This window comes from Brevibacillus aydinogluensis (assembly GCF_961514395.1).
Lineage (GTDB): Bacteria > Bacillota > Bacilli > Brevibacillales > Brevibacillaceae > Brevibacillus > Brevibacillus aydinogluensis.
This window is the reverse complement of the sequence record NZ_OY569118.1, coordinates 3,736,179-3,754,917: the sequence shown is the minus strand read 5'-3', so window position 1 is coordinate 3,754,917 and position 18,739 is coordinate 3,736,179. Positions and strand designations below refer to the sequence as shown.

Sequence of the window (18,739 nt, the reverse complement as noted above, 5' to 3'; positions counted from 1 at the left end):
AGTGTCGGAACCCATTCTCCAATGGGCTTTCACGGGATATAATTGATAACGAGCAAATGTACCGGAAAAAAGGAGAGAATGCCCCATGATGTCCTACGAGGCATACATGAATCAAGTGATTCAACCGATGCGCGACGAGCTGACCCGCGTCGGCTTTACCGAACTGCGCACGGCGGAGGAAGTGGAAAAAACGCTGCCGAACCTGAAAGGCACCGCACTGATTGTGGTCAACTCCGTCTGCGGCTGCGCGGCCGGTCTGGCCCGTCCGGCCGTGGCTCACTCGCTCAACCATCCGAAAAAGCCGGATCACCTCTACACCGTCTTCGCCGGTCAGGACAAAGAGGCGACCGCCAAGGCGCGTGAGTACTTTGAAGGCTATCCGCCGTCGTCGCCGTCGTTTGCCCTGATGAAGGACGGCAAACTGGTGACGATGATCGAGCGCCATCAGATCGAAAACAACGACCTGGTGACCATTTCCAAGCTGTTGACCGACGCGTACGATAAATATTGCGACTAACATCGAACATGAGGCAAGACGCTCCGCTGCGGGCGTCTTGTTCTGCGTGGTTGTAAAAACGAATTGCCACAGCCCGGCACCCCCATGGACCCGCCGCCAGGCTGCTTGCAAGCCGCTGCGGTGGGATGCGGTTCGCGGGGGAACGCCCGGGCGCATGTTGCGAAAGGATGACCAAGCATGATTACCCGTTCATTTGGACGAGACCCTCATCAGGTCTCCCTGCTGGGCTTTGGCGCCCAGCGCATTGTGGATGAACACGGCTGCAGCGAGGAAAATGCGATTGCCATTGTCCGCCGCGCCGTGGAATTAGGCGTCAACTACTTTGATACGGCGCCCAGTTACAGCGACGGCCAGTCGGAGACGCGGCTGGGCAAGGGACTGAAAGGGCTGCGCGACAAGGTGTGGATCGCCACCAAAACCGGCGGTCGGACGCGTGATTTGGCCTGGCGCGATCTGGAAGCCAGCTTGAAGCGGCTCCAGACCGATTACGTCGACGAGTGGCGGGTGCACAACGTCATGCAGCCGCACGACTTTGAAGCCATTTTTGCCAAGGGCGGCGCCCTGGAAGCACTCGTCGAGGCTCGGGAACAGGGGCTGGTGCGCAAGCTGAGCATCAGCGGCCATACCGATCCCCGTTTGCTGGCGGAAGCCATTCGCCGCTTCCCGTTTGACAGCGCACTGGTCGCCCTGTCGGCGCTGGATCACTTTATCTACAGCTTTGCCCACGAATTCGTTCCGCTGGCGGTGGAAAAAGGCGTGGCTGTCATCGGGATGAAGGTGATGGCGCTGGGCCAACTGGCGCCGTGGACGGAACAGGCTCTGCGCTACACCTGGAGTCTGCCCGTGTCCACCGCGATCCTCGGGGTCAGCAAGATGAGCGAACTGGAGGCGGATGTGGAGGCGGCAAACCGCTTTGTCCCAATGACCGACATCGAGCGGGTCGCCTTTTTCCAGGAGATCATTTCGCTCGTCCGTCCCGACGTGCTGCGCTGGAAGGCAAGCGAATGGATGTCCGGCGAGTGGTACCAGCTGCCGGAGCTGAAGTTTTAACTGTGGAGATAACCGCGGAGACAAACGCTCTTTTCCAAAATGGAAAAGAGCGTTATTATTTGAATGAACTGGAATTTTATTGTACGTGCCTGAATACCCTTGGCAGTGAGACAAAATCCATAGAGCGGGGGAGACAGGATGCAAAACGAGAAGAAGTCACAGTTACAACAGGCGTTAGCCGATCGGGTCATGGAATGGATCACCGGGGGATGGGTGCAGCAGGCCATCTATGTTGCCGCCAAGCTGGGAATTGCTGATCTGCTGGCGGATGGGCCGAAGAACGTCGGCGAGCTTGCCGAGGCGACCGAGACGCATGCCCCGTCGCTCCATCGCATTTTGAGGGCGCTGTGCGGCATCGGGCTGTTTCGGGAGGAAGGTGAGCAGCGGTTTGCACTGGGGCCGCTCGGTTCGTATCTGCAGTCAGGAGCGAACAGCCTGCGCGGCATGGCGATCATGATGGGGGAAAAATGGCATCGGGACGCGTGGAGCAACATCATGTATACGGTGAAAACGGGCAAATCGGCATTTCAGGACGTGCACGGCATGGGCGTTTTTGCGTACCTGGAGCGTCATCCCGATGCGGGTGAGCAGTTCAACCAGGCCATGTCGGACATGTCCAACCGGATGGCGTCGGCGCTGGTGCGGGCGTACGACTTTTCCCCATATGACAAGGTGATCGACGTGGGAGGCGGTCACGGCCGATTAATGACCGCCATCCTGAATGCTTATCCGGGGCTGAAAGGGGCGATCTATGACGTTCCCGCCGTAATTGAGGGCACCCGGCGGCACATTGCCGAGGCCGGGCTTGCGGATCGGTGCGCGTGTATCGGCGGCAGCTTTTTTGAATCGGTTCCGGCAGGCGGCGATCTGTACATGATGAAGAACATTATCCACGACTGGAACGACGAGGAAGCCGTTGCCATTTTCCGCAACTGCCGACGGGCCATCCGGGAAGACGGAAAGCTCCTGGTGATCGAGATGGTCGTTCCGGCCAATAATCAACCGCATCCGTCCATGTTGATTGATCTGGAAATGATGATCATGGCTACGGGAAAGGAACGGACCGAGGCGGAGTTCCGGACGCTTTTCCGGAAAGCGGGCTTTGAACTGCAGCGGATCATTCCGACGTCTGCAGCCGTCTCAATGCTGGAGGCTGTCCCTGTGTGACAGGATGGCCCAGTCAATCTGTTTAACAATAGCATAGCCCAATGTTTGTGATGACACCTCATCCGCGTGTAGCAGGGAGGTGTCATTTTTTATTCAAGCATCGCCAGGTCACATGCGCACCTACATAACAAGATTCCAGCCAAATATAGGGTGCCCGCCTTCGACCGGATTCGAGTATACTAGACAAAGTGGGGAGTATATTATCTGAAAGAGACAAAGGTGGCGTTTTCCATATGCGCTTTTTGAAACGAATGCTGCTCCTCCTGATCGTGGCAGTCGCTGCGGCAGGGGGGTACTACGGATATTCGCTGTATCAATTTGCCGAGGACATTCAACAGCCAAACGTAATCGACCATCCCGCCGGCGGCGCGACCAAGGCGGCGGAGATTCCCACGTGGGACGGCAAGGAGCGCGTCAACATCCTGTTGATGGGCGTTGACCGGCGCGGCATGCGCAGCAACGCGCTGCCCCGTTCCGATTCGATGATGCTGCTCAGCATTGATCCGGTTGCGAAACGATATGACTTGTTTTCGATTTTGCGCGATACCTACGTAGAGATTCCCGACCACGGACATGCGCGAATCAATGCGGCAATTGTCGAAGGCGGGCCGGAATTGGCGATGGAAACCGTGAGCCAGTTTACCGGGCTGCCGGTGAACCGGTATGTGATCACCGACTTCGAGGGCTTCAAGCATCTGATTGACGCTGTCGGCGGCGTGGAGCTGTACGTGGAGAAAAACATGCGGTACCGCGACCCTACGGACAAGGGCATGTACGATATTGATCTGAAAAAAGGGCTGCAGCGGCTTGACGGCTCCAAGGCGCTGCAATACGTCCGCTTCCGTCACGACGCGACGTCCGACTACACGCGGACGGAGCGGCAGCGGAAGCTGATGGCCGCGCTGGCCGACCAGATGAAGAGCGGCACCACGCTGATCCAACTGCCGTCCATTTTGAAAGAAATTACCCCGTACGTGCAGACCAACATCAGCTCTCTGGACATGTTGAAGCTGGCCTCGCTCGGATTGACGCTGAACACCGAACAGCCCGGTCAGTATCAGCTTCCGCCAATGGGGATGTTCAGCGAATCCAATCGCGCCGGTGCTGTCCTTATTCCTGATGTGGAACGTGTTCAGGCTTTTGTTCAGGAAAAACTGCAAGCCCAACCGGAAGCCAATTCCGCGGGGGAAACGGACGGGAAGCAGAGCTGAGGCTCTCTTCAAGCGGGCAGATCGCCCTGCACTTTTCCTTTAATTTTCCATTGACATCGTTTTTTTAAATGGAATATAATCCGATTTGTATCAACGAAAATACAAACAAACAGCATATACGGAGAAATTCTTCTTATCAAGAGAGGCGGAGGGACAGGCCCAATGAAGCCCGGCAACCGGCTCATCGCACAGATGGGTGTCGCGGTGCCAATTCCTACAAGATCGGAGAATCTTGAGAGATGAGAAGGGTGGATGTGATCGGATATCGATGCAAACCCCTTTTTCATGCTGAAAAAGGGGTTTGTTCCGTATAGGGAGGTGAACCGGATGATTCGCTTGCAAAACTTGCGCAAAAACTACACGGTACAGGGCAAGACGGTCCCCGCACTAATGGGGATTGACCTGACCATAGAAAAAGGAGAAATCTTCGGCATCATCGGACATTCCGGTGCCGGGAAAAGTACACTGATTCGCTGCATCAACATGCTGGAGCGTCCGACATCCGGTCACGTAATCGTAGACGGCGTCGACCTGACTACACTGGATGACCGCAAGCTGCAGGAGCAGCGGCGCCAAATCGGCATGATCTTTCAGCACTTCAATCTGCTCTCTTCGGCCACGGTGGCGGAGAACGTGGCCTTTCCGCTGAAGCTGGCCAAGCGGCCCAAGGCGGAGATTGACAAAAAGGTAAACGAACTGCTCACACTGGTCGGCCTGGAAGCACACCGCGACAAGTATCCGAGCCAGCTCTCCGGCGGGCAGAAGCAGCGTGTCGGGATCGCCCGCGCGTTGGCCAGCGATCCGAAAGTATTGCTGTGTGACGAGGCGACGTCCGCGCTCGACCCGCAGACGACCAATTCGATCCTCGCCCTGCTGCTCGACATCAATCGCAAGCTGGGCCTGACCATCGTCCTGATTACGCACGAGATGCACGTCATCCGCTCCATCTGCGACCGTGTCGGCGTTATCGACGGAGGTGTCATCGTCGAGGAAGGCAAGGTGCTGGACGTGTTCCTCAAACCGCAGCATCCGACGACGCGGGAGTTCGTGGAGCAGGTGGCCGATTCCGCCGAGCTGCGGGAAGTGGTGGCTCACGAAAAGGCGGCCGGCGACCAGACGATTGTGCGCATCACGTTCCTGGGCGAAAAGACGTACCAGCCGATCCTGTTCCAGACCATGCAGGAGACCGGCACGATGTTCAGCATCCTGCAGGGTACGATTTCGCGGATGAAAGATACACCTTACGGCCAGCTGGTCGTCGAATTGAGCGGCAATCCGGAGCAGAACAGCCGCGCGATCGAAACCCTGCGCCAGCGCGGTCTTGAAGTGGAGGTGATGTAACATGGGACTGACGTTTGAAAACGTCGATGTGGCGGAAATCGGCAAGGCCACATTGGATACACTGACGATGCTGGGCTTTTCGACGCTGTTTACCGTCCTGATCGGACTGCCGCTGGGCGTCCTGCTGTTTCTCACCTCCAAGGGACAGCTTTTGGAAAACCGCGTCTTTTACACGATTGCTTCCTTTGTCGTAAACGTGCTGCGTTCGGTGCCGTTTATCATCCTGATGATCATGTTGATTCCGCTGACGAAAATCCTGGTCGGCACCTCGCTGGGGGTCAAGGGAGCGATTCCGCCGTTGGTGATCGGGGCGGCTCCGTTTTTCGCCAGACTGGTGGAGACGTCGCTTCGGGAAGTGGACCGCGGTGTGATCGAAGCGGCCCAGTCGATGGGAGCGTCCAAGTGGCAGATTATTTGGAACGTGCTGCTGCCTGAATCCCGTCCGGGGTTGATTGCCGGCATTACGATTACCACCGTGGCGCTTGTTTCCTACACGGCGATGTCTGGCGTGATCGGCGGCGGCGGACTGGGCGACCTGGCCATCCGCTACGGTTACCAGCGGTTCCAGACCGATGTGATGATTGTTACTGTCGTGATTTTGCTGGTGTTGGTTCAGATCTTGCAAACGCTGGGAGACAAATTGGTAATCCGTTTCAGCCGCAAGTAAGATCTTTACCATAAAGACAACAATATGAAAGAGAAAGGGGTAATCATCTGTGAAAAAATGGGCTGTTTCCATTCTGTCGACTGTACTGGCACTGTCTCTGGCGGCATGCGGCACGAAAACCGAAACCGCTCCGAATGCGTCTGGCGGTTCGGACGGGGGCGAACAAAAAGAAATCACCCTGAAAGTGGGCGCTACGCCTGTACCTCATGCTGAAATTCTGAAATTCATCCAGCCGAAACTGAAAGAACAGGGCATTAACCTGGAAGTTAAGGAATTTACCGACTATGTACAGCCAAACGTGCAGTTGAACGAACAACAGTTGGACGCCAACTTCTACCAGCACATTCCGTACCTGGAGCAGTTCAATAAAGACCAAAACATGAACCTGGTGCCGGTGGTGGCAGTGCACATCGAGCCGTTTGGTGCTTACTCCAAGAAAATCAAAAAGATTGACGAACTGGCCGACGGTGCAACCATCGCTCTGCCGAACGACCCGACCAACAACGGCCGTGCGCTGGCCCTGCTGGAGAAAAACGGCCTGATCAAGCTGAAAGACGGCGTTGGCATCAAAGGCACCGTAAAAGATATCGTCGAAAACAAGAAAAACCTGCAGTTCAAAGAAGTAGAAGCAGCCATGCTGCCGCGCGTTCTGGAAGAAGTGGATCTGGCGATGATCAATACCAACTACGCGCTGGAAGCCAAACTGGTGCCGACCGAAGACGCACTGATCATTGAAGACAAGGACTCTCCGTACGCCAACTATCTGGTAGCACGTCCGGATAACAAGGACTCCGAGGCCATCCAAAAGCTGGCGAAAGAGCTGAACTCGCCGGATGTGAAAAAGTTCATCGAGGATACGTATAAAGGAGCGGTTGTGCCGGCATTCTAAGGCCGTCCCTCCTCTGACGCCCGAATCGGCTGATTCGGGCGTTTTTTATGTTTGCCGTCCACTTTTGCATGAATGTTTATCATTCCGACGATTTTTTTTATAAATAAATAAAATTTTATTAAATCAACGTAAAACTTGTTTAAAAACAACATATATAGAGGTATATTTGAGGAAAGATTTAGACAAGGGGGATAAGTGGCATGAAAAAGAATATTTTTATTGCGATGAGTTCACTCCTCGTGCTCGGTGCCGCTCTCGCAGGGTGTGGAGGCAATTCCGACAACCCAAGCCAGGGGTCCCAGGCAGAGGAAGCGAAGAAAACCGGCTCGCAGGTGCTGAGGTTGAACCTGCACTCCGAACCGCCTACGGCTGACCCGGGTCTTTCCGAAGATACAACCTCTTCGGCCATTATTCGGGCAACATTTGACGGGCTTACCCGGATCGGCGCGGACGGTCAGCCGCACGAGTCCGTGGCGGAAAAAATCGACGTATCGGCTGACGGCCTCACGTACACCTTCCATCTGCGCGACTCCAAGTGGAGCAACGGCGACCCGGTGACCGCGCACGACTTCGAGTTTGCCTGGAAGCGCGCGCTCGACCCGAAGACCGGAGCAGCCTACGCGTATCAGCTGTACTACATCAAGAACGGAGAGGCGTACAACAAGAACAAGGCGAAAGCGGAGGACGTCGGCGTCAAGGCGCTGGACGAAAAGACGCTGGAAGTAAAGCTGGAAAGGCCGACGCCTTTCTTCAAGGAACTGACGGCGTTCCCGACCTATTTCCCGGTCAACAAGAAGCTGGTTGAATCCAACCCGAACTGGGCGATGCAGGCGAGCACCCACGTGGGGAACGGTCCGTTCAAGATGGCGGAATGGGAGCACAAGAACAAGCTGGTGCTCGTGAAAAATGAAAATTACTGGGATAAAGACGTGGTAAAAATGGACAAAATCGAGTTCTCCATGGTAGATGACGAGAACACCGAACTGTCCATGTTTGAACGCGACGAGCTCGACTGGGCCGGCGCGCCGATAAGTGCACTGCCGACGGACGCCATCCCGATGTTGAAAGAATCCGGGAAGATGCACAACAAGACCATCGCAGGTGTCTACTGGTATAAGTTCAATACAGAGCAACCTCCGTTTAATAATGCAAAAATCCGTAAAGCATTTGCTTACGCGATTGACCGTCAATCCCTGATCGACAACGTATTGCAGGCCGGTCAACTTCCGGCGATGGGGGCTGTACCGCCGACCATGGCGCTGAACAAGGACGGCTACTTCAAGGACAACGACGTGGAGACTGCCAAGAAGCTGCTGGCAGAAGGCATGAAGGAGCTGGGCATCACCAAGCTGCCGACGGTCACCCTCTCCTACAACACGACAGAAGGGCACCAAAAAATCGCCCAGGCGATCCAGGATCAATGGAAAAAAGCGTTGGGCGTCGATGTAAGGTTGGAAAACAAGGAGTGGAAGGTGTACATCGAAGACCTGCACCAAGGCAAATTCCAAATCGGCCGCCAGGGCTGGCTGGGTGATTTCAACGACCCGATCAACTTCCTGGAGTTGTTTAAGGAAAAAATGGGCGGCAACAACGACACCCGTTGGGAACATCCCAAGTTCAAGGAGCTGCTGGATCAGGCCAGCATGGAAAATGATACGGAGAAGCGCAAGCAGATTCTGGCCGAGGCCGAGTCCATCTTCATGGACGAAATGCCCGTCATCCCGATCTACTACTACACCCACTCCTGGGTGCAAAAGGAGAACCTCAAAGGGGTTGTCATCAGCGATCTTGGCAACGTCGACTGGAAATGGGCTTCCTTTGAATAAGGGCAAAACCGAGAAGCACATGCGTGTGCTTCTCTTCTTTTTTTCATCCGACAGGGACAATCGACCAATCCCCCGAGCCTCTTTGGTCATAGAGTAACAAGGAATAAACCGTACCAAGGGGGAGAAGCCGTGGATCTTGGAAAGCTGCTGAACCTGGTCAGGTCCATACCGAAAGATAAGCTGAAGACAGACGCAGGGCTGAAGGAAGTGATGCGCGATCTGGGCAGAAAGTTCGGGAAGTCGTTTACCGAGCAGGAATTGGATCAGTACGTGGCACAGTTTCGGCGGATGGCTCGAACGGAGGACGTCAACAGCCTGATGAACAAGCTGGCCCAAAAGGGTGTAAAGCTGGGCGATTTAAACAACATCAAGAAGCGAATGAAATAGCGGGGGAGGTGAGACTATCGCTCAGAAGACGAAAGGCAAGAAAAAAACCACCGTCTCCCTCGCGCAATTGCTTGAGAAAATGAACCAGTTGGCCGATGCTCAATACACCAGCAAAGAACAGATCATCAGCGAAATGGACCAGGTGCGGAGTGAACTGCAGGAGATGAAGGAGACGCTCAACCGCTTGAAGGTACAGCCGGTCCCTCGCAGGCGGGGGTCGATTTTTGGCCGGCGGCGGAGGGCTCCGGTCCAAGTGGAGCCGGAGAAACCCAAGCTCTCCTTGGAAGACCTGCTGCCCTTGCTTCCTCATTTGAGCAGTGCGTTTCCCCAATTGAAAAATCCCAAGGTGGCGGAGTCGATCAAGGTGCTTTCCAACCCGGCCGTGATCGCCATGATTCAGCAGTTCCTGGCAAACTCAGGTTTGACAGGCAAATCCGTCACCCAGGCCAGCCGGAAGGAAAGACGTTTTCTGGGCTGGGGCAAACGTTGAGGCGTTCTCTTCCAAGGAAGCGCCTCTTTTTTGTCAACTAATAATTACTGGAAAATACGTGACATAATTCGACGTATTTTATCTTTTTTCGACTGAATTTGGTCCAAAACTCCTACAAACTTTGCCGCCTTTGTTGCGTCTAATACTATGGCGCATCCCGCTCGGTAGTTTATGCCAAAACAAGAAATACCAACGGAGGAGGTCAGGATGAAGAGACGATCGTTACTATTTTTTGTTCTGCTGGTCCTGCTGCTCATCCCCGGGTGGGCTGCGGCAGCTGGCAGCGCCAAGGAAGAACCGGTGAACCTGATGATCGATGGACAAGCTGTCAAGCCTGACGTGCCGCCGCTTATCCAAAACGGCCGCACGCTGGTGCCGATCCGTGTGATCGCCGAAGGCTTGGGCGCCGATGTGAAGTGGGATGAGGCCGCGCGGACAGCCACCATCAAGCGCGGCGTACATAATCTAGTGCTCACGCTTGATTCCACGGCAGCCAAGGTCAACGGGAAACAGGTGAAGCTGGACACTCCGCCGGTCGTGCGCCAGCAGCGGATGCTTTTGCCGATCCGGTTTGTCGCTGAATCGCTCGGTGTCACGGTGGGATGGAACGCGTCCACCCGCACGGTAATCGCCAACGAGACGCCAGCCGTGCTGATCAACGGCAAAAGTCCGTCCAAGTCGCTGGACTTCTACCGGATGGGCGACTCGCTGTACGTCTCCGCACAGGCGGTGGCCGAACAAGTGGGATGGAAGGATTTCGCCTGGAAGCACCCGGCTGAGGCCATCACCATCGACGATCAGCAGGTCGTGCCCCTGGATCGGTTGGAAGAGGAATTGGGCGGCCGCATGACGTGGGACAAACGGGACAACCGCGTCGAGATTAAACGGCTCAGCCGCTTTACCGGTGTTGCTGCAGAAGGGGACAGCGTCTGGATCGACACCACGCTGCCAGTAACCCCTGAAACGTTCGTCCTGGAGGGACCGCACCGCATCGTGCTGGATCTGCCGCAGACCGAGCTGGACGACGACCTGGTGGCCAAACTGGGCAGCCAGAAGGCCGACGAGGTCGAAGAGACAGATGGGCAGAATCAGCCGGATCAAACGGAAGAGGCGAATCAGATGTCGCCGTCGGACAAGCCTGAAGACGACACGTTGATTGCCAATATCCGCTACAGCCAGTACAGTTCTTCGCCAAAGACGGTTCGGGTCGTCATTGAGCTGAACCAGAAGAGTCAGTATAATTTGGAGTATACCAACGACGGGATTGCCGTCAAACTGGCGCCTGCTGCGACTGCTCCCGGCAAGACAGGCTTTTTGATTGTCGTCGACGCGGGGCACGGGGGCCACGACAATGGGGCCAGCGGCACAGCCGGAAATGTGGAAAAAGACTTTACCCTGGCCGTGTCAAAAAAACTGGCGGCAGAGTTGAAGCAGTACCCCGAGTTTCAGGTGGAGATGACGCGCACCACAGACGTCTATCTGACCCTGGCAGAGCGCGTGGAGTTCGCCAACAGCCGCAATGCGGATTTGTTCATCTCGATTCACGCCAACTCGTTCACGAAGCCGACCGCAGGGGGAACCGAGACGTTCTACTACAACGCCAACAGCGAGGCCCTTGCCCGGATTGTGCACCGCCACCTGCAGGGGGCGACGAAATTTGCCGACCGTGGCGTGAAGCAAACGGCGTTTTACGTCATTAAAAACACGAAAATGCCGGCCGTGCTGACGGAGACGGGCTTCCTCTCCAATCCGACGGAAAACGCCCAACTCACGTCGCCGGCGTTTCAGGACAAAGTAGCCAAAGCGCTTGCCGCCGCCATTCGCGAGTACTATCTCACGTACCGGTAAGCGGCAAGTCAGGCGACATGACCAGAAGGGGGGTTCCCGATGAAACGACGCAGTTTGATCGGACTCGCTGCTGCTCTCGTGCTGCTTATGGCAGGATGCGGACAGGGGGCGAAGCCCGAGCCGCAGCCATCCGGCCAGCAGACGGGCGCACCTGCGCAGCAACAGCAGGCTGAACAGCCGGGGCAACCTCAGGCTGAACAGCCGGAGCAGCCGCAGCTCACCAAGCAGACAATCGCCGTATACTACACGGACGACAACCTGACGGACCTGAAAAAGGAAGAGCAGGAGATCGCGTATGCCGATGACCTCGACAAGTACAAAAAAGCGATCGCCCTGTTGGAAAAACCGAAGCAGGCGGGACACAGCCCGCTGTGGAAGGATTTCCGTTATCACTCTGTCACGTTTGACAAAGGCACACTGACCATTGACGCTGACAGCAAGAATGTGTACAACCTCGGTTCCAGCGGCGAAGCCTTGGCCATTGATGCGTTGAAGCAGACGCTCTTCCAGTTCGACGAAGTGAAGCAAATCGTGATTCTGGAAGACGGCAAGCCGACCGAGTCCCTGATGGGGCACGTTGACATCACGGAACCGTTGACAAGAGACAGCCAATAATGAAAAACGACATGTCCAATATCGGACATGTCGTTTTTTTGTTATGGAAGGGGCATGGGCGAATCGGCAAACTTTATGAAAGCTTTACAATGGCACCACAATTCAGCAACATTCGAGCGATATAGTTTGTTCATGGAAAGAGAAACAATCCAAACCGATGATTAAGGAGGATTTTCATCAGATGAAAAAGCTCGGCAAATTGCTTATGGTGCTGACCGTGGCAGGGGCGCTTCTGGCGGGATGCGGAAGCAACAACGCGGCTCCGGCACAACCGGAACAACAAGGCAATACGCAAAACAACGGATCTTCCGTATCCGGCGAGCCGGTAACCGCCGTAGGTTCCACCGCGCTGCAGCCGCTCGTCGAACAAGCTGCCAAAGACTTCACGGCCAAGAATCCGGGCGTGCAAATTCAGGTGCAGGGCGGCGGCAGTGGCACCGGTTTGAGCCAGGTTGCCAGCGGGGCAGCCACCATCGGCAACTCCGACATCTTCGCCGAGGAGAAACAAGGCATTCCGGCCAACGAACTGGTTGACCATAAAGTGGCGGTAGTCGGGATGGCAGCGGTGGTAAGCCCGAAAGTCACGGTTGACAATCTGACCAAGCAGCAGTTGATTGACATTTTCACCGGCAAAATCACCAACTGGAAGGAAGTAGGCGGCCCAGATCTGAAAGTAACGCTGGTCAACCGTCCGAAGAGCTCCGGCACTCGCGCCACCTTCCACAAATTCGCGCTGGACGGCCATGACGAAGCAGAAGGCATCACCGAGGACTCCTCCGGCACTGTCCGCAAAATCGTAGCCGAAACTCCGGGTGCAATCGGCTACCTGGCGCTTTCCTACATCGACGATTCGGTAAAAGCGCTGAAACTGGACGGCGTGGAAGCCTCTGCGGAAAACATCGCCGCGAACAAGTATCCGGTATGGGCGTATGAACACATGTACACCAAAGGGGAACCGACCGGCACGGCAAAAGCGTTTCTCGACTTCATTCTGAGCGATGAGGTACAGAAGAAAACCGTCACGGACCTGGGCTTCCTGCCCATCACCGACATGAAGGTGGAGCGCGACGCCCAAGGCAATGTAACCCAAAAATAATGGACAGACAATCGGCAGCAGAATGAGGGGTGGGGGGGCACTTGCCCCTCATTTTGCGTGTTTCGCTGATTTATATGTTCGTTGATTCATATGGAGGGAGAGTATGAGCCATCGTTCGGAAGGGTCAATCATCGTAAACAACCGCATCAGCGCAGACCGCACGTCGGAAGTCGGGGAACGGACGTCCGCGATCGATCGCAAGCTGCTGACGTACAACAAGCGTCAGTTTACAGAGAACGTTACTGGCCGTTTTATCGCCATGGCGTGCGCCGGTGTGCTGGTGGTTGTCGTGCTGTCCATCACGTATTTTATCGCCTCCAAAGGGCTGTCGACGTTCCTGGTCAACGGGGTGAGCCTGGGCGAGTTTTTGATCGGGGTAAAATGGGACCCGGAAGGTGAACCGGCTGTATACGGCGTGCTGCCGTTTATTCTCGGTTCGTCTCTCGTCACCCTGCTGGCTGCTCTCATTGCGGCCCCGTTGGGCATTGGCGCAGCCATTTTCATGACGGAAATGTTCCCGGGTTTCGGAAAAAAAGTGCTCAAGCCGGTCATCGAACTGCTGGTGGGCATTCCGTCGGTCGTGTACGGCTACGTTGGTCTTACCTTGCTGGTGCCGTTTATCCGCGAGCAGTTTGACGTTTTGGGGTTCAGCCTGCTGGCTGGGGGGCTCGTGTTGGCCCTGATGATTCTGCCGACCATTACCAGTGTGGCGATGGACGCCATTGAGGCTGTGCCGCAGGATTTGCGCAACGCCTCGCTCGCGCTGGGAGCGACCCGTTGGCAGACGATTTGGAATGTGGTGCTTCATTCTGCGCTGCCGGGGTGCCTGACCGCTGTCGTGTTGGGGATGGCCCGTGCGTTCGGGGAGGCGCTGGCTGTGCAGATGGTGATTGGCAACACCACCAGGCTGCCGGGCGGCCTGCTCGATCCGATCAGCACCCTGACCAGCGCGATTACGCTGAATATGGGTAACACGATCCAGGGGACGCCCTACAACAACGCCCTGTGGTCCATGGCGCTCCTGCTTCTGCTGATGTCGTTTGTCTTCATCATGGTCTTGCGCATTCTCGGCAGAAGGAAGATGGTGACCAAATGAGAGCAAAAGTTATTGATCGCGCGGCCACGGTTGTTCTTACACTGATTGCGCTGTTGATCATCGGCACACTGGTGGGGCTGCTTGGCTTCATCCTCTCGCAGGGATGGCACAAGCTCACGCTCGACTTTCTCACCTCTCCGCCCGACATTGTCAATGCAGGCGGGGGAGTAGGGCCGCAGTTGTTCAACTCCATCTACCTGCTGGTGCTGACCATGCTGATTGCCCTGCCGCTGGGAATCGGGGCCGGCATCTACATGGCTGAATACGCTCCCGATAATCGGTTTACCCAGTTTATCCGGTTGAGCATCGAAGTGCTGTCTTCCCTTCCATCCATCGTCGTCGGCCTGTTTGGGCTGCTGGTGTTCGTCAACATGACTGGATGGGGATATTCCCTGCTGTCCGGCGCCTTGGCCCTGCCCGTGTTTAACCTCCCCCTGCTGGTGCGGATTACCGAGGATGCCCTGCGAAACGTCCCCCGCAGCCAAAAGGAGGCCAGTCTGGCGCTGGGGATTACCAAGTGGCGGACGATTGTTTCCGTCATTCTGCCGGCGGCGCTGCCGGGCATAATTACCGGCGCGATTCTGGCTTCCGGCAGGGTTTTCGGGGAAGCGGCGGCGCTGCTGTTTACCGCCGGAATGTCGTCTCCCACCTTGAATTTCACCGATTTTTCCCTGTTCAGCCCGACGTCTCCGCTCAATCCGTTCCGCCCGGCTGAAACACTTGCCGTGCACATTTGGAAAGTAAACAGCGAAGGGCTGACCCCCGATGCCCGGGACGTCGCCGACGGGGCGGCTGCCATTCTCGTCCTGGCTGTGCTCGTGTTCAATCTCGGTGCCCGTTGGTTTGGCAGCTGGCTGTACAAGAAAATGACTTCGGGAACGAATTAGGGGAGGGATAAACGCCATGCAAACAGGCACAGCGGTTGACACGATCATTCAAATGCGCAACGTCTCTGTGTACTACGGCGAAAAACGCGCCGTTTCCAATATCAACATGGACATTGAACGCAATGCGGTCACGGCGTTTATCGGACCATCAGGCTGCGGAAAATCAACGCTCCTGCGCAGCCTGAACAGGATGAACGACCTCGTTGACAGCTGCCGCGTCACCGGTTCGATCGTGGTGGACGGGATTGAGGTGAACAGCGAGAAGATCACCATCGAAGGACTGCGCCAGGTGGTCGGCATGGTGTTTCAGCGGGCCAATCCGTTTTTCAAATCGATTTACGAAAACATTGCGTTCGCTCCCCGTTTTCACGGCGTGCATGACAAGCGGGATCTGGACGAGCTGGTGGAGAAAAGCCTGCGCAAGGCAGCGCTCTGGGATGAAGTGAAAGACCGGCTGCACGAGTCTGCGCTCTCCCTGTCCGGAGGCCAGCAGCAGCGGCTGTGCATCGCCCGGGCGATCGCCATGCAGCCGACGATTCTGCTGCTGGACGAACCGGCTTCCGCGCTGGACCCGATTTCCACGATGAAAATTGAAGAACTGGTGCTGGATTTGAAGGAAGAGTACACTATTGTGATCGTGACGCACAATTTGCACCAGGCTGCCCGCATCTCCGACAAGACGGCGTTTTTCCTGATGGGAGAACTGGTGGAAATGAACGACACGTCGAAAATCTTCACCGCGCCGCAAAACAAGAAAACGGAAGATTATATCAGCGGCCGTTTCGGCTGAATCTCCCTCTGTCGAATTGCCCGCATGTTGAATGCGACTAGCTCTTCGCCGCGCAGGTTGACTGCATGGTGGAGGGCCTCGTGGTCCACCGCGACGCGATCGAGAAGACGAGAAACGAAGGAGCGATTACCGCATGAGCGTCATTTCGGTTCGTGAGTTGAATCTCTACTACGGCAAACAGCAAGCTCTTCATCATATCCATCTCGATGTGGAACCCCACTCGATCACGGCCCTGATCGGCCCGTCGGGATGCGGAAAATCCACGTTTTTGCGGACGCTGAACCGCATGAACGACTACGTTCCGCACACGCGCATCACGGGAACGGTCAAGGTGTTTGGCGAAGACATCTATGGCCCCAACGTGGACGTGGAGCGTCTGCGCAAAAACATCGGGATGGTGTTTCAGCAGCCCAACCCGTTTCCGAAAAGCATTTACGACAACATCGCCTACGGTCCGCGTCTGCACGGCATAACGGACCGCGTCACGCTGGACGAGATCGTGGAAAACAGCCTGAGGGCAGCCGCGCTCTGGGACGAGGTAAAAGACGTGCTGAAAAAGCCGGCGTACGGTCTCTCTGGCGGTCAGCAGCAGCGTCTCTGCATCGCCCGCGCGCTGGCGGTCCAACCGCAGATTTTGCTGATGGACGAACCGACGTCGGCGCTCGATCCGATCTCCACGGCGAAGATCGAGGAGCTCCTGCTCACGCTGAAGGGTACCTACACGATCGTCATCGTCACCCACAACATGCAGCAGGCGGCCCGCATCTCCGACAAGACGGCGTTTTTCCTCAACGGAGAACTGGTGGAATACGACGCCACTCCGGTCATCTTCCAACATCCGAACGACAAGCGGACAGAAGATTACATCACGGGGCGTTTCGGATAACTCCACAGTATCGTAATATAAGAAGAGCGGCCTTTTTGAGGTTCGCTCTTTTTCATGTATGTGTCCCGCCGCGCGTACACAACAGACACAGCGGGGGATGAGCGAGAGGAGAAACAACAGTGGTCTGGCTTGCATTCATCATTTTTGCAGTTACCTTGACTCTAGTCATCTGGCAGCCGCGCGGACTGTCGATCGGGTATCCGGCTGTCGGCGGCGCGCTGCTGGCACTGGCCTGCGGGGTGGTCACGCTGGCAGACGTCGGAGAAGTGACGGGCATCGTGTGGAACGCCACCATCAGCCTGGTCGGCATCATCGTCATATCCTTGATCCTGGATGAAATCGGCTTTTTTGAGTGGGCGGCGCTGCACATGGTCCGATTGGCCAAAGGCAGCGGCCGGAAGATGTTTGTCTATGTGATTCTGTTGGGCACGGTCGTTTCCGCCTTGTTTACCAACGACGGGACGGCCCTGATCCTGACGCCGATCGTTCTCGCGCAGGTGCGCGCCCTGCAGCTGGACGGGCGGGTGGTGCTCGCTTTTGTGATGGCCAGCGGTTTTATCGCTGACACCAGCTCCTTGCCGTTTGTGGTCAGCAACCTGGTCAACATCGTATCGGCCGACTATTTCGGCATCGGCTTTGCCGCATACGCGGGCAGGATGCTGCTGCCCACGCTGGTATCGGTGGGGGCCAGCCTGCTGGTGCTGTTTTGGTATTTTCGCCGCAGCATCCCCCGAAGCTGCGACCTGACCCACCTGAAAGAGCCGCGTGAGGCCATTCGGGATCAGGAGCTGTTTCGCCTGTCATGGCCGATTCTGGCCGTTCTCTTGGCCGGTTTTTTCGCTAGTGAATGGCTGCACCTTCCCGTGTCGCTGCTGATTGCCGGGGCGGCTGCAGCGTTTTACCTGGCAGCGAGAAAGAGCGCGGCGATTCAACCGCGCCGGATTGTGAAAGAGGCGCCGTGGGTGGTCGTGATTTTTTCCATCGGGATGTACGTGGTCGTCTGGGGGCTGCACAACGCCCGCTTGACCGACTGGGTGAGAGACTGGCTGGATGTGCTGTCCGTCCACGGGCTGTTTGCCGCGACCGTTGGGACGGGCTTTACTGCAGCAGTGCTGTCCTCGGTGATGAACAATTTGCCGACGGTGATGTTTGACGCGTTGGCAGTCCAGGGCACGGCGACTGCGGGGGTGGTTCGCGAAGCGCTCGTCTACGCCAACGTCATCGGTTGTGATCTGGGGCCCAAAATTACGCCAATCGGTTCGCTGGCGACACTGCTTTGGCTGCACGTACTGGGGCGCAAGGGTGTGACGATTACCTGGGGCCAGTATTTCCGCACCGGGATCGTCCTTACCGTGCCCACATTGTTTTTCACGTTGACTGGCCTGTATCTCACGCTGCTTATTTCGGGATAAACGGGTCGCTCATGGTCAGCCTGTGGACAGGCTGGCCTTTTTTTGTTGTGCTGGGTTCGGGTCTTTGGGGCAGTGAGCCGCGATTGGGAGAATAGCCGCTGGAAATCGAGGAAAAAATAGGGACAGCACTGGTGATGAACATGTGATTCCTAGGAGGAGATGACCAATGTGGCAAGGCTGGCCCCTTGAGCGGGTGCTGCTCTTGTTTGTGGGACTTGCGTTTGCGATGCTGTCTGTTCAGGTGACACTGTTCCACGCCCGGCAAAACTTTCGCCGCTGGGAGATGTGGGTGCCGGTGATCGAAGGGCCTTTGTTTGCCGTGACCGCCATCGTCCTGGCTTTTTACAATGCGGGGTGGCTGCGCGTGCTGTTTGCCCTGTTTATGTGGATTGGCTTGGTTGGCAGTCTGTACGGAGCCTATCTGCATACTGCGGGAGTGGGACAGCGCGTAGGCGGGTATTCCCAGAGCCAAAACTTTTTGGTTGGCCCGCCCATTATGCTGCCGCTGCTGATGACAGCGATCTCGGCCCTGGGGCTGCTGGCCCTGTACTGGGGGTGAGGCGG

At 56.3% G+C, this 18,739-nt stretch carries 19 protein-coding genes and 1 riboswitch; all 19 genes read left to right on the top strand.

From position 1 onward, the window contains the following. Positions 1-85 precede the first annotated feature (85 nt). The 19 genes from Q7F15_RS18600 (at position 86) to Q7F15_RS18510 (ending at position 18,734) form a co-directional block, all read left to right on the top strand. Positions 86-517 (top strand): BrxA/BrxB family bacilliredoxin, encoded by a 432-nt coding sequence (locus Q7F15_RS18600; protein WP_171566143.1) that lies wholly within the window; start codon positions 86-88, stop codon positions 515-517. 177 nt (positions 518-694) lie between these two features. Further along, a complete protein-coding gene (locus Q7F15_RS18595) occupies positions 695-1,567 on the top strand; it encodes an aldo/keto reductase (protein WP_171566144.1) in 873 nt (290 codons plus the stop codon). A 138-nt stretch (positions 1,568-1,705) separates the two neighbouring features. Continuing rightward, positions 1,706-2,734: a methyltransferase gene (locus Q7F15_RS18590; RefSeq protein WP_171566145.1), complete on the top strand. Its 1,029-nt coding sequence runs from the start codon at positions 1,706-1,708 to the stop codon at positions 2,732-2,734. A 233-nt stretch (positions 2,735-2,967) separates the two neighbouring features. Next, positions 2,968-3,945 carry an LCP family protein gene (locus tag Q7F15_RS18585; protein ID WP_171566146.1) on the top strand — a complete coding sequence of 326 codons (978 nt, stop codon included), beginning with the start codon at positions 2,968-2,970 and terminating at the stop codon, positions 3,943-3,945. A 130-nt stretch (positions 3,946-4,075) separates the two neighbouring features. Continuing rightward, positions 4,076-4,191, top strand: a riboswitch (SAM riboswitch). 81 nt (positions 4,192-4,272) lie between these two features. After that, positions 4,273-5,286 (top strand): methionine ABC transporter ATP-binding protein, encoded by a 1,014-nt coding sequence (locus tag Q7F15_RS18580; protein WP_212133617.1) that lies wholly within the window; start codon positions 4,273-4,275, stop codon positions 5,284-5,286. 1 nt (position 5,287) lies between these two features. After that, positions 5,288-5,953: a methionine ABC transporter permease gene (locus Q7F15_RS18575; RefSeq protein ID WP_171566148.1), complete on the top strand. Its 666-nt coding sequence runs from the start codon at positions 5,288-5,290 to the stop codon at positions 5,951-5,953. A gap of 49 nt (positions 5,954-6,002) precedes the next feature. After that, positions 6,003-6,842 (top strand): MetQ/NlpA family ABC transporter substrate-binding protein, encoded by an 840-nt coding sequence (locus Q7F15_RS18570; protein WP_212133616.1) that lies wholly within the window; start codon positions 6,003-6,005, stop codon positions 6,840-6,842. Between the two features lie 200 nt (positions 6,843-7,042). Beyond that, positions 7,043-8,668 carry a peptide ABC transporter substrate-binding protein gene (locus tag Q7F15_RS18565; protein ID WP_171566150.1) on the top strand — a complete coding sequence of 542 codons (1,626 nt, stop codon included), beginning with the start codon at positions 7,043-7,045 and terminating at the stop codon, positions 8,666-8,668. Between the two features lie 129 nt (positions 8,669-8,797). Further along, positions 8,798-9,055: a hypothetical protein gene (locus Q7F15_RS18560; protein ID WP_171566151.1), complete on the top strand. Its 258-nt coding sequence runs from the start codon at positions 8,798-8,800 to the stop codon at positions 9,053-9,055. 79 nt (positions 9,056-9,134) lie between these two features. Further along, positions 9,135-9,545, top strand: a complete 411-nt coding sequence (locus Q7F15_RS18555) for a hypothetical protein (protein ID WP_171566152.1) — start codon at positions 9,135-9,137, stop codon at positions 9,543-9,545. Between the two features lie 207 nt (positions 9,546-9,752). Further along, the gene (locus Q7F15_RS18550) at positions 9,753-11,393 is read left to right on the top strand and encodes an N-acetylmuramoyl-L-alanine amidase family protein (RefSeq protein WP_171566153.1); all 1,641 of its coding nucleotides are present in this window, start codon (positions 9,753-9,755) and stop codon (positions 11,391-11,393) included. 39 nt (positions 11,394-11,432) lie between these two features. Then, a complete protein-coding gene (locus Q7F15_RS18545; protein ID WP_171566155.1) occupies positions 11,433-12,008 on the top strand; it encodes a GerMN domain-containing protein in 576 nt (191 codons plus the stop codon). Positions 12,009-12,189: 181 nt separating this feature from the next. Further along, entirely contained in the window at positions 12,190-13,104 is a 915-nt protein-coding gene (locus Q7F15_RS18540) for a phosphate ABC transporter substrate-binding protein (protein ID WP_230077678.1), read from the top strand. A 103-nt stretch (positions 13,105-13,207) separates the two neighbouring features. Beyond that, positions 13,208-14,200, top strand: coding sequence for a phosphate ABC transporter permease subunit PstC (gene pstC / locus Q7F15_RS18535; RefSeq protein ID WP_249179188.1), 993 nt, complete (start codon positions 13,208-13,210; stop codon positions 14,198-14,200). After that, positions 14,197-15,087, top strand: a complete 891-nt coding sequence (gene pstA / locus Q7F15_RS18530; RefSeq protein WP_304414777.1) for a phosphate ABC transporter permease PstA — start codon at positions 14,197-14,199, stop codon at positions 15,085-15,087. Before pstC ends, pstA begins: the two co-directional genes overlap by 4 nt. Before the next feature lie 16 nt (positions 15,088-15,103). Then, the gene (gene pstB, locus Q7F15_RS18525) at positions 15,104-15,877 is read left to right on the top strand and encodes a phosphate ABC transporter ATP-binding protein PstB (protein ID WP_171566159.1); all 774 of its coding nucleotides are present in this window, start codon (positions 15,104-15,106) and stop codon (positions 15,875-15,877) included. 133 nt (positions 15,878-16,010) lie between these two features. Continuing rightward, a complete protein-coding gene (pstB, locus tag Q7F15_RS18520) occupies positions 16,011-16,763 on the top strand; it encodes a phosphate ABC transporter ATP-binding protein PstB (protein WP_171566160.1) in 753 nt (250 codons plus the stop codon). Positions 16,764-16,882: 119 nt separating this feature from the next. Beyond that, positions 16,883-18,175 (top strand): arsenic transporter, encoded by a 1,293-nt coding sequence (locus tag Q7F15_RS18515; RefSeq protein WP_212133480.1) that lies wholly within the window; start codon positions 16,883-16,885, stop codon positions 18,173-18,175. A gap of 166 nt (positions 18,176-18,341) precedes the next feature. Beyond that, a complete protein-coding gene (locus Q7F15_RS18510) occupies positions 18,342-18,734 on the top strand; it encodes a hypothetical protein (protein WP_171566163.1) in 393 nt (130 codons plus the stop codon). Positions 18,735-18,739: the final 5 nt, after the last annotated feature.